The sequence below is a fragment of the Mesorhizobium sp. M2C.T.Ca.TU.002.02.1.1 genome (genome assembly GCF_003997225.1).
The window spans coordinates 1-11,489 of the sequence record NZ_RZTO01000098.1 but is presented as its reverse complement, the minus strand read 5'-3'; the positions used below and the strand labels follow the sequence as shown (position 1 = coordinate 11,489).

Annotated in this window: 10 protein-coding genes and 1 pseudogene; 5 read left to right on the top strand and 6 right to left on the bottom strand. The window is 63.9% G+C overall.

Annotated features, from left to right (window positions below):
• Nucleotides 1–601, bottom strand: a pseudogene (locus tag EOD07_RS07940) (PrkA family serine protein kinase); the annotation flags it as partial.
• 294 nt (nt 602–895) lie between these two features.
• On the opposite strand from EOD07_RS07940, the gene EOD07_RS07935 reads away from it, so the two are divergent.
• Nucleotides 896–1,702, top strand: coding sequence for an alpha/beta hydrolase (locus EOD07_RS07935; protein WP_127234826.1), 807 nt, complete (start codon nt 896–898; stop codon nt 1,700–1,702).
• Here EOD07_RS07935 and EOD07_RS07930 read toward each other — a convergent pair whose 3' ends face one another.
• Nucleotides 1,703–2,005: a BolA family protein gene (locus EOD07_RS07930; protein ID WP_041011274.1), complete on the bottom strand. Its 303-nt coding sequence runs from the start codon at nt 2,003–2,005 to the stop codon at nt 1,703–1,705.
• Nucleotides 2,006–2,141: 136 nt separating this feature from the next.
• Between EOD07_RS07930 and EOD07_RS07925 the strand changes: the two genes are divergently transcribed.
• The 4 genes from EOD07_RS07925 to EOD07_RS07910 all read left to right on the top strand — a co-directional run bounded on the left by EOD07_RS07925 (nt 2,142) and on the right by EOD07_RS07910 (nt 6,843).
• Nucleotides 2,142–2,765, top strand: a complete 624-nt coding sequence (locus EOD07_RS07925) for a J domain-containing protein (RefSeq protein WP_073987935.1) — start codon at nt 2,142–2,144, stop codon at nt 2,763–2,765.
• A 123-nt stretch (nt 2,766–2,888) separates the two neighbouring features.
• Nucleotides 2,889–3,875: a cobaltochelatase subunit CobS gene (gene cobS / locus EOD07_RS07920; RefSeq protein WP_041000295.1), complete on the top strand. Its 987-nt coding sequence runs from the start codon at nt 2,889–2,891 to the stop codon at nt 3,873–3,875.
• A 56-nt stretch (nt 3,876–3,931) separates the two neighbouring features.
• Nucleotides 3,932–5,830, top strand: coding sequence for a cobaltochelatase subunit CobT (cobT, locus tag EOD07_RS07915; protein ID WP_127234824.1), 1,899 nt, complete (start codon nt 3,932–3,934; stop codon nt 5,828–5,830).
• A complete protein-coding gene (locus EOD07_RS07910) occupies nt 5,827–6,843 on the top strand; it encodes an esterase-like activity of phytase family protein (protein ID WP_127234821.1) in 1,017 nt (338 codons plus the stop codon). The genes cobT and EOD07_RS07910 overlap by 4 nt, the downstream gene beginning before the upstream one ends.
• A 153-nt stretch (nt 6,844–6,996) precedes the next feature.
• Here EOD07_RS07910 and EOD07_RS07905 read toward each other — a convergent pair whose 3' ends face one another.
• From EOD07_RS07905 to EOD07_RS07890, 4 genes are all read right to left on the bottom strand, one after another.
• Nucleotides 6,997–7,806: a hypothetical protein gene (locus EOD07_RS07905; protein ID WP_127234818.1), complete on the bottom strand. Its 810-nt coding sequence runs from the start codon at nt 7,804–7,806 to the stop codon at nt 6,997–6,999.
• 223 nt (nt 7,807–8,029) lie between these two features.
• Nucleotides 8,030–9,805: a GtrA family protein gene (locus EOD07_RS07900; protein WP_127234815.1), complete on the bottom strand. Its 1,776-nt coding sequence runs from the start codon at nt 9,803–9,805 to the stop codon at nt 8,030–8,032.
• A 190-nt stretch (nt 9,806–9,995) separates the two neighbouring features.
• Entirely contained in the window at nt 9,996–10,670 is a 675-nt protein-coding gene (locus EOD07_RS07895) for a hypothetical protein (RefSeq protein WP_127234812.1), read from the bottom strand.
• A gap of 58 nt (nt 10,671–10,728) precedes the next feature.
• Complete coding sequence (locus tag EOD07_RS07890; RefSeq protein ID WP_127234809.1) at nt 10,729–11,415, bottom strand: queuosine precursor transporter; 687 nt, start codon at nt 11,413–11,415, stop codon at nt 10,729–10,731.
• Between the last annotated feature and the right edge of the window lie 74 nt (nt 11,416–11,489).

Below are 11,489 nucleotides of genomic sequence, written 5' to 3'. Positions count from 1 at the left end.
CGCTGAATTTGGAGATGTCGCCGGACAACTCGTCGAGGCGCTTGGCGGCCCAGGGCGAGATCAGCCCGTTCAGGCGGCGGCGGGCGATGCCGTATTTGTCCTCCAGCAGATCGCCCATGCGATCGGGATGGAAAAGGCCGAGTGGCGATTCGAAGACCGGGCTGATCTGGTTGCCGACCTTGAGCGTGTAGATCGGGCGCTCCTCCATCAGCTTCTTCAGCCGTTCGGCGAGCGAGGATTTGCCGCCGCCGACCGGTCCGAGAAGATAGAGGATCTGCTTGCGCTCCTCGAGGCCTTGCGAGGCATAGCGGAAATATCCGGCGATGCGCTCGATCGTATCCTCCATTCCGTAGAAGTCGGAGAAGGAGGGATAGATCTTGATGGTGCGGTTGGAGAAGATGCGGCCGAGCCGCTCGTCCTTGCTGGTGTCGACCAGGTTCGGCTCGCCGATCGCCTCGACCATGCGCTCCGGCGCCGAGGCGTACATGGATTTGTCCTCGCGGCACGCCAGCAGATATTGCTGGAGGCTGATCTCTTCCTGGGCCGCGTTGGAATAAATCTCCGAAAACAGATCGAAGACGTCGGATGGGTTCTCGCGCATGATGCTTTGCCTCGGAGCCGATAGGCTGCCAATCGGCTCATCGCTTCATCAACCGCCGGAAAGCATTGTGGTTCCCTTCACATGAAGGGAGAGCGCACTTTGCACTCCGGCGTTGGCCCTCGGGAACACCCCGATTCGGCCGCAAATGCTCGCCTATCAACATACGTGGTGATTGCCAGCGGGCGGTCAAGGAGTGGATTTGTTTTCGCACCGAAAGTTGTCATTTTTGGTCCGTAAATGAGGCGCGTGACGAACATCCATGCGCGCCGCGGCGCAACCTGGCCGGAGATGGCGATGATCGATCGACGCAGCTTCATCGTGACATCCCTGGCGGCGCTGTTGCCGGCGGGTGCGTCAGCCGCCGGCCGTCCGGACCAGCCGGAACCGCAAACCCGCGATTACGGTCCGGCCAAGCTCGACATCTATGCAGCAGGCGGCGCGAACAACCTGCCGGTGGTCTTCTTCGCCCATGGCGGCGCCTGGCGGTTCGGCAAACGCAGCCAGGTCGGCGCCAAGCCGGGCTTCCTGCTCGCCAACGGATTCGTCTTCGTCTCGATCGATTACCGCATGTTGCCGCAGGCCGATGTCGCGACCCAGGCCAGCGACGTCGAAAAGGCCTATGCCTATGTGCGCGCCAATATCGCCCGGCATGGCGGCGACCCGAACCGCATCGTCGGCATGGGCCATTCGGCCGGCTGCCATCTGGTTGCGCTGACCGGCATGCGAGGCGGCCTGCCTGGCGTCGCCGGCCTGATCCTCGACGACACCCGGGCCTATGATCTTGCCGCGCTTTCCAGGGATGGCGGCATGGTTCGGGCCTATGCGCGTGCCTTCTCCGATCCCGCGCAATGGACCGCGCTGTCGCCGGCGAGCTATGTCGACGGCAGGAAGCATCCGCCGACCTTCATCGCTTATTCGCGTGCGCCCGGGCGAGGCGAAGAGTCGCAAGCTTTCGCGAAACGGCTGCGCGCCGCGGGAACCAAGGTCACGCTTTTCGACGGCAGCGCCTATACGCATATGTCGATCAATCGCGACTTCGGCCAGGATGGCGATGCCCTGACCGCCGCCGCGTTGGCGTTCCTCAAGGCGACGGTGGCCTGACTACCAGCGCGTCCTTTCGCCAGGCGCGGCCGGCTCGATCGCCAGAGCATGCACGCCGGCTTTCAATTCGTCGGCAAGCAGTTCGTTGACGGCGCGGTGACGGTCGACGCGGCTCATGCCGGCAAAGGCGGCCGAGACGACGCGGACGCGGAAATGCGTCTCGCCGGTGCCGTCGAAATGGGCCTCGTGGCCGTGCTCGGCGTGGTGATGGCCGGCATGGAGGTGGCTTTCGTTGATGACGGCGAGCCTTTCGGGCGAAAATGCCGCCTTCAGCTTGTTTTCCATCGTCGACTGTATGGACATCCGGGCTTCCCTTCCCCACATCTGCGGCACAGCCGCAAAATCTTGAATTTCGACCGCTTTTAAGCCGCGATTCAGCGGTTAGGGCGATCATCGGCGAAATGTCAATTCTTGTTTCGCACGTGCGAACAGCCCATAAATGGGGGAGATGAAAGCGTATCCCAAATATTTCGAGAAAATTCGAATCCGGCCGGAGAAGGACGCGGAGCTGAAGTCGCGCGCCCCGGTCTGCCAGTGGGATGGCTGCAACGAGGCCGGCACGCATCGCGCGCCGGTCGGACGCCTCAAGGAGGGCGAGTATTTCCGTTTTTGCTTCGAGCATGTGCGCGAATACAACAAGGGCTTCAATTACTTCTCCGGCGTGTCGGACAGCGAGATCGCGCGCTTCCAGAAAGAGGCCCTGACCGGCCACAGGCCGACATGGCGCATGGGCGCCAATGGCGGCGGGACGCGCTCGGCGCCGGATTTCGCGCAGCAGCGTTCGGGGCGCGCCGGCTACTACAACCGCATGCGCGATCCGTTCAATCTGTTCGGTTCAGGCGCGCGCGAGCCGCGCGAGCGCAAGGCAAAGCCGCTTGAGGCCAAGGCACTGGAAACGCTTGGCCTTGACACAAAGGCGACTGGTCAGGACATCAAGGCGCGTTATAAGGAACTCGTTAAGCGCCACCATCCGGATGCGAATGGCGGCGACAGAGGTTCGGAAGACCGGTTTCGCGATGTGCTCCAGGCCTATCGCGTGCTCAAGCAGGCAGGATTGTGCTGAGCGGCCCTACGGTTCGTGTCGTTTTCCAACTTTCATAAGGTTGGAAAAGGCTCTAAGACCGCCCCCGGACAAAATCGATTGCCGGCGAAACGCGGCGTTTCGCCCGTGGAGACGTTGATAGTGATGAACAAGGTCGATCGCGATATCGCCAACCTGCCCGACACGACGGTGTCGGTGAAGGAGAAATTCGGCTTCGAGTCCAAGATGGTCGTTCCCGCTTATTCGGCGGCGACCGAGCATGTGCCGGACATCGACCCGGATTATCTGTTCGACAAGGCGACGACATTGGCGATCCTCGCCGGCTTTGCCTACAACCGCCGTGTCATGGTGTCGGGCTATCACGGCACCGGCAAATCGACGCATATCGAGCAGGTGGCGGCGCGGCTCAACTGGCCCTGCGTGCGCGTCAACCTCGACAGCCATGTCAGCCGTATCGATCTTGTCGGCAAGGACGCCATCGTCGTCAAGGAAGGCCTGCAGGTCACCGAATTCCGCGACGGCATCCTGCCCTGGGCCTATCAGCACAATGTCGCGCTCTGCTTCGACGAGTACGACGCCGGCCGTCCGGACGTGATGTTCGTCATCCAGCGCGTTCTGGAATCATCGGGCCGGCTCACGCTGCTCGACCAGAGCCGCGTCATCCGCCCGCATCCGGCGTTCCGGCTGTTCGCCACCGCCAACACGGTCGGTCTCGGCGACACCACCGGCCTCTATCACGGCACGCAGCAGATCAACCAGGCGCAGATGGACCGCTGGTCGATCGTCACCACGCTGAATTACCTGCCGCACGACAATGAGGTGAACATCGTGCTGGCCAAGGCCAAGCACTATCGCGACAACAAGGGCAAGGACATCGTCAACAAGATGGTGCGCGTCGCCGACATGACGCGCTCGGCCTTCATCAATGGCGACCTGTCGACGGTGATGAGCCCGCGCACCGTCATCACCTGGGCCGAGAACGCCGAGATCTTCGGCGATATCGGCATGGCGTTCCGGCTGACCTTCCTCAACAAGTGCGACGAGCTGGAGCGTTCGGTGGTGGCCGAGTTCTACCAGCGCGCCTTCGGCGAGGATCTGCCGGAGAGCGCCGCCAACGTGGTGCTGGGTTAGGCGCGCCGCTGAAAGGCCTCCAGCCTTTCAGCATGAAAACGCGCAGGGAATGATCAATGGCGGGTCCGGGCGACAACACGCGCAACAAGCCGAAGAACGGGTCTGAAGCCGACAGCTTCAAGCGCGCCGTGACCGTATGCATGCGTGCCGTCGCCGGCGACAAGGACCTCGAGGTCGGCTTCGCTAAGGACCGCCCGGCGCTGGCGGGAAATCGCGCGCGCCTGCCCGAACTGCCCAAGAAGGCTTCGCGCAACGACATCGCGATCACGCGCGGTATTGGCGATTCCATGGCGCTGAAGCGCGCCTGCCACGATCAGCGCATCCACAACAAGCTGGCGCCGGAAGGCAAACTGGCGCGGGCGATCTACGATGCCGTCGAGCAGGCTCGCGTGGAGGCGATCGGCAGCCGCGCCATGCAGGGCGTGGCCGACAATATCGGCTCGATGCTCGAGGACAAATACACCAAGGCGAATCTCGTCGACGTCAGGGACAAGGCGGACGCGCCACTCGAAGAGGCGGTCGCGCTGATGGTGCGCGAAAAGCTCACCGGACGGCCCGTGCCGAAGAGCGGCGAGCGGCTGGTCGACCTCTGGCGCCCTTGGATCGAGGAGAAGGCCGGCGCCGATCTCGACGGCCTGTCGGCCAAGCTCGAGGACCAGCAAGCCTTTGCCCGCGTCGTGCGCGACATGCTCGTCTCCATGGAAATGGCCGAGGAGCTCGGCGACGACCAGGAGACCGACGACTCGGAGGAAAACGAAGAGAACGAGCAGCAGGGCGAGGAACAGAGCGAGGAAGGCGGCGAGGAGGATTCGGGCTCCGAGCAGTCGCAGTCGGAAGATGCCGAAGCCTCCGCCGACGAGGAAGAGTCGGCCGAAACGGAAGCGACCGACGCCACGTCCGACGACCTGTCCGACGAGGATGATTCCGACGCCGAGACGCCGGGCGAGGCCAAGCGCAACGACAATCCGTTCCTCAACCTGCCGAAAGAGATCGACTACAAGGTCTTCACCACCGCCTTCGACGAGACGGTCGGTGCCGAGGACCTTTGCGAGGAAGAGGAGCTCGACCGGCTGCGCGCCTTCCTCGACAAGCAGCTCGCCAACCTTTCCGGCGTCGTCGGGCGGCTCGCCAACCGGCTGCAGCGCCGGCTGATGGCGCAGCAGAACCGCTCCTGGGATTTCGATCTCGAGGAAGGCTATCTCGATCCGGCGCGCCTGGTGCGCGTCGTCATCGATCCGATGCAGCCGCTGTCCTTCAAGCAGGAGCGCGACACCAAGTTCCGCGACACGGTGGTGTCGCTGGTGCTCGACAATTCCGGCTCGATGCGCGGGCGTCCGATCACGGTCGCCGCGACCTGCGCCGACATCCTGGCCCGTACGCTGGAGCGCTGCGGCGTTTCGGTCGAGATCCTCGGCTTCACCACCCGCGCCTGGAAAGGCGGGCAGGCGCGCGAGAAATGGCTCAAGGACGGCAAGCCTCCGAATCCCGGCCGACTCAACGACCTGCGCCACATCATCTACAAATCCGCCGACCATCCATGGCGGCGCTCGCGGCGCAATCTCGGGCTGATGATGCGCGAGGGCCTGCTCAAGGAAAACATCGACGGCGAGGCGCTGCTTTGGGCGCATAACCGGCTGATCGGCCGGCCCGAGCAGCGTAAGATCCTGATGATGATCTCGGACGGCGCGCCGGTCGACGATTCGACGCTCTCGGTCAATCCGGGCAACTATCTGGAGCGCCATTTGCGGGCGGTTATCGAGCTGATCGAAACGCGCTCCCCGGTCGAGCTTTTGGCAATCGGCATCGGCCACGACGTCACCCGCTACTATCGCCGGGCCGTCACCATCGTCGATGCCGAGGAGCTCGCCGGCGCCATGACCGAGCAGCTCGCCTCGCTGTTCGGCGAGGAAAGCGCGCGCGACACGCGGCGCGGCGGCTTGCGGCGCGCCGGATGATCTTTTCGGGGCGGCGTGCGCGGCGGACGCTCTTCGCCTGCGTGCTGACCTGCGCCTCGCCGGCCATTGCCGCCCCGGGAACTCCCGTCGAGATCGTCGAGATCTCGGCGCGGCCGATCAGCCAGTTCCATACCGGCCATGACGAGACGCGGTTCGGGCCGCTCGAATTCGTCGGCGGGCTGGAGATGACCTCGCCGGCGCGCGATTTCGGCGCGCTGTCGGCCTTTCGCTTCCTGAAGCCGGGCGGCGATTTCATCGGTGTGGCCGACACCGGCTTCTGGTTCTTCGGCACGATCACGCATGACGCCGGCAAGCGACCGTCGGGTGTTTCGAATTTCCGCATGCAGCAGATGGTCGACGCTTCGGGCCGCCCGATCGACCGCAAATGGGAGGTCGATGCGGAAGGGCTCGCGGTCAAGGACGGCATCGCCACCGTCGGCTTCGAGCGCGACCAGCGCGTCGCCCAGTTCAAGATCGATCCCGACAATATGAAAGCCCCGGTCAGGCAGATCGATTACCTGGTCCCCGCTGAGGAGTTGCGCCAGAACCGCGGCTTCGAGACCGTGACCCACGCCGATCCTTATGGACAGCACGAGGGCGGCCTGGTCGTGGTCTCGGAGAGGAGCCTCGACAAAGCAGGCAATGTCTACGCCGCCGTCATCGAGGGGCCGCATAAGGGCGTCTTCACCGTTAGGCGCGACGGCGGTTTCGACATAACCGACGGCGCCTTCCTGCCGGACGGCGATCTGCTGCTCCTGGAGCGCAGCTTCTCGATCGCTCGCGGGGTGAAGATGCGGCTGCGGCGCATCTATGGCGAAAGCGTCGAGAAGGGCGCGGTCGCCGACGGACCGGTGCTGATGGAAGCCGACATGGGCTACCAGATCGACAATATGGAAGGGCTGGACGTCTGGACCCGCGACGACGGCGCGCTGATGGTGTCGCTGGTGTCGGACGACAACCATTCGATCCTGCAGCGCAACCTCTATCTGGAATTCATCCTGCACCAGGACTGAGCAGACCGGCCGGCATGGGTTCAGCCGTGCCGGCGGGCGCCAGCGGCCGAGACTAGAGCGTTTCACCGTTTCACGGAAACGGCGAACCGCTCTATCCCTTTGTTTTTACGCAATTCCGGGCGGAAAACCGCTCACACTTTTCCTGGAATTGCTCTACCGGCCGACGTGGCGGACTTCGTTCATCACGAAATTGGCCGCGCGCTTGCTGCGGTTGCGGATCTTGAGCGTCGCGGTGTTGTCCACGAAATAGGTATGAAGGATGCTGTCGCGGGTGCGGACTTCCGGTCCGACGGTGTCGACCGCATGCCAGGTGTCGGTGCCGACCGCAAAGGCGTAGCCTGTATTCGGGGAAAACGACATCCGGTGCGAATTCTCGAAACGTCCGTCCGGCTTGCGCTCGGCGAAGCGGGTGCCGATGTGGTTGATCGAGTCGTCCTCGGGCAAATAGAACTGAACCGTGATGCCCTTCCATTTCGTGTCGGTGTGGAAGCCGATCTTGTAGCCCGCCACGTCGCGCGTCAGCATCGGCACCGGATACATGCCGACCTTCATGAAGTCCGCGCCGAAGCGGCGCTCCAGGCCCGGGGCAAGGCGGCGCATGAACGCGTCCTTCAGTTCCGGCGCATGCAACGCCTTGCCGACCAGGGCCCAGACGGCCCGTTTCCGGTCAGGCAGATGGCGGATATATTCGGGGTAGAGGTCGATCTTGATCCGCGTCGCGGTTCCGTTCGCCTTGATATTCACATTGTTGCGCCCCTTGAGCGCACGATATTCGCGCGCCTCGGGCATGGCGGCGCGCATACGCCGATAAAGGTCCGGCGGGAAAACATCGGTCATTTCCAGATGCCAGAAAGGCGTTTCCACAAAGGCGGCGCGGTTCACGGCATCCACCATGTGCGAGACAACATGCTGCAGCGTTTGTGTGGCTGATGCTGGCGCCACCGCGCCGTCTATGGCCGACATGGATATCCTCTCCCCAATCCAAAGAACCCCGAATCCAAATTTCTTGAATAGATATATCGCTGGCCGAGCGGAATGCTAACCAAAGCACAGGCCGGATTGCAATGATCCACGGGACTGGCTTCAATCGCGGTTTTCTAAATTACGGGATGATGTTGCATCGGCGCAAAACCAGCACGTTGCGAGGGGCGCTGTCGACGATGCTGATATGGCCGCGGGCCGATATTCAGCGTACCTTGTAGATCTCGATCGGCTTTCCCGCGGTAGACTGGTCCAATTCGAGCCATGTCGGCAGGTCGCCCCGCAGCAACGCCGCGGCAAGGCCATTCGGCGCATCCAGGCCCAGCGATATCTCTTCCGTGTTGCCGCGGCAGATCGCGATCAGCCCGACATGCTCGCGCTCGATGACGGCGCGGGCGGCGTCCGGGCCCCCCATGAACGCGTCGAGCATCGCCAGATTGCCGCCGACATTGCGGTGATAAGGGCCGGCCAGCGCCCGGTGGTGGGTGAACACCAATATTCCCGAGCCGAGATTGGACGAGGCAAGCACCGTCGTCGCCGGCATGGCGGCAAGATCGCGGAAGTCGCCGGGCTTGCCGCAGGTCACGGCATGGTCGGGATCGGAATTGATCCGCTGCGGCGCCTTCTGGACCATGGATTGCGCCGCCACCGCGACCCCGGCCCAGGTCGCATTGAGCGAGACCAGCCACGCCATGACGATGCCGGCGGAAAGGCGCCATGAGGGTGCTGTGTCCGCCCGCAGGCGGGTTTTCGCGATCCAGGCCGAGAGCGGCAGCACGGCGAAGGCGACGGAGAAGGTCGAGCCGCGTACCTGCCAAAGGCTGACGACGAAGGCGACGACAAGCAGGATGGCGGCGAGAATTTCTTCGCGGCGCAGGCCACGGCTCCGCAACTGAAAGCCGATCAGCAGGATCGCGATGAAGGGCGTCACGTAGCGCGCCGCCATCAGCTTCGGCTGGTGGATGGCGACGCTCCAGAAGGGCTGCGCTTCGACCACGTCGGCCAGCCAATAGGTGCGGATGCGCTCGTCCATGTCCGCATAGGGCGAGGCCAGGCATTGCGGGAAGAACACAATCACGACGGCCGCGATCACCGCCGCAAGCGCCAGCATCGAAACCAGCCGCGCCCGAACTGTCGAGGTGGTCAATGCAGCGGCGATCGCGAGGCCGAAGCCGGAAAGCGCTGCTACCGCGAACTGGAAGGATGAGAAGGCGTCGCATTGGGCCACGCCCCAGTTGGCCGGCCGGATGGTCGCCACGAAGACCAGGGAGGCGATGCCGGCAAACCCAAGGCCGAAGCCCCGCGCCGTGATGCGCTCCTTGCCGTCGAGGATGAACAGGACCGCGGCGCAGATGCCGAGCACCGCCACATAGGCAGCGGTCTCCATGCCGACAGCCAGCGTAAGGCCCGCGCAAATGCCTGACAGAAGGGCAGCAGGCCGCCAGGAGGGCGCCTCCATCAGAAACCAAAGGCTGGCCGCCGTCAGCAGCAGCTGGACATTGTGGTGATCGATCACGCCCGGGCTGTAGATCACCAGGAAGAAGAGCCCCGCCGTCGACAGGATGACCGCCGGCATCGCGACATTCGTAGCGGCGAAGCGTTGCGAGGCGCGCATCAGCACGAATATGGTCAGCCCGTAGAGCAGGGTCGGCCAGATGATCTGCGCGGCGCGTTCGGCGGTGGCGGGGCTGGCGCCCAGCGCATCGAAGGCCCTGATGATCAGCGCGAGGGGCGTGTCGATCAGCCGCGACCAGTGCATGACGAAGCCACCCGAGGTGCCCATCCTGTATTGATGGAGGTCGAACCAGCCTTGGCCGCCGAGCAGGTCGCGGACCTCGACCAGCCGCAACATGCTGTCATTGTCGGCGCCATAGTTGGCAAGGGTGGGGAAGCCGGAAACCGCGTTGATCGTCAGCACCACCAGCGTGGCGCACAACGCAAGCAGGAGATCGTTTTTCCAACCGGTGCCTTGCACGGTCATGCTGGTTGCTATGCCTTAGAGCAATTCCAGGAAAAGTGTGACACGGTTTTCCGTCAGGAATTGCGTCAAAACAAAGAGATGGAGTGGTTCGCCGCTTCCGTGAAACGGCGAACCACTCTGGAGATTTTTCGCCATCCTGCATTATCGGCCGTAACAAAGCGTAAAGCCGCCGCGGCTGTGGCTGAAAGCGTCAGGGCCGGTTGGTCGCAACCCAGATGACGTGGCGGGCGCCGCGCTTGCCGTTGGCCCGGGTGTTGATCTCCTCGACAGAGAAGCCGGCCTGCTTCAGCCGCCGGGTGAAGCCGCTGTCCGGCCCTTGCGACCAGACCGCCAGGACGCCGCCGGGCGTCAAGGCGGCGCGCGCGGCCGCGAGACCGGCCGCGCCATAGAGCGTGTCATTGCCCTTGTAGACGATGCCTTCGGGGCCGTTGTCGACGTCGAGCAGGATGGCGTCCCAGGCGGCTTTGTCCGCCCTTATCAGTTGGCCGACATCGACTTCCTGAATGGTGACGCGGCGGTCGTCGAGGCAGCCGTCGAAGATTTTAGCCATCGGGCCGCGCGCCCAGGCGACGACAGCAGGGACAAGTTCGGCGACGGTGACGGCGGCGTCGCGATCGACGGCGGCGAGGGCGGCTCGCAAGGTGAAGCCCATGCCGAGCCCGCCAATGAGGAGCCTCGGCCGCTTGCGGTCGGCGATCCGCTCGCAGGAAAGCCTGGCCAGAGCCTCCTCGGAGCCGCTGAGGCGACTGTTCATCAGCTCGTTGGTGCCGAGCATGATGGAGAATTCATCGCCGCGCTGCTTCAGGCGCAGCTCCTGGACGCCATCGGGCGTGCGGGCGGAATCAAGCTGGACCCAGGGGATCATGCTCTCTCTTTTTGTTTGAGCATGATCTTTTCCAAAAACCGAGTTCCACTTTTTGGGATCATGCTCCGGCCGCGACCGCCGGCTGGCTCCAGCGCGCGGCGAGCAGCCGGTAGGGGATCAGCGCCACGACGGCGATGATCAGCTTGACCGAAAGGTCGCCAAGCGCCCAGGACACCCAGCGCATCGTCTCGACCGGCAGTATGCCCATCAGCGGCGCGGTCTCCAGCGCAAAGCTGTCATTGGGGCCGGCAAAAGCGAAGGCGGCGGAAAAGGCGACGCCGAAGAAGACGACCGTGTCGAACACCGAGCCGACCAGCGTGCCGACGATCGGGGCGCGCCACCAGCTCTGCCGGCGCAGCCGGTTGAACACGGTGACGTCGAGCAATTGCGCGGTGAGGAAGGCGGCGCCGGAAGCGCCCGCGATGCGCACCAGCCGGTCGGCGGCGGTCTCGAACGCGATCAGGCCATGACGGAACAGGAAGGGCGGGATCAGGATCGAGCAGGTCACCGCCGTCATGAAGCCGACGAACACCACTTTGCGCGCCACGGCCGGGCCATAGCGGCGGTTGGCGAGATCGGTGACCAGGAAGGAAAAAGGATAGGTGAAGGCGCCCCAGGTGAGCAGATCGGCCAGCGACAGACCACCGATCTCGCCCTGCATCGGGAACTGCACGAGGATATTGGAGGCCACGACGACAAGCGCCATGGCGGCCACGAAGGGCAGGTATCGCGTCAGGAAGTTCATTTTTTTATCCTGGGTAATGGAACCAGCGGAGCGTCATGCCGACGCTCGCTCTTATTGCGAGCACCGGCCAGACC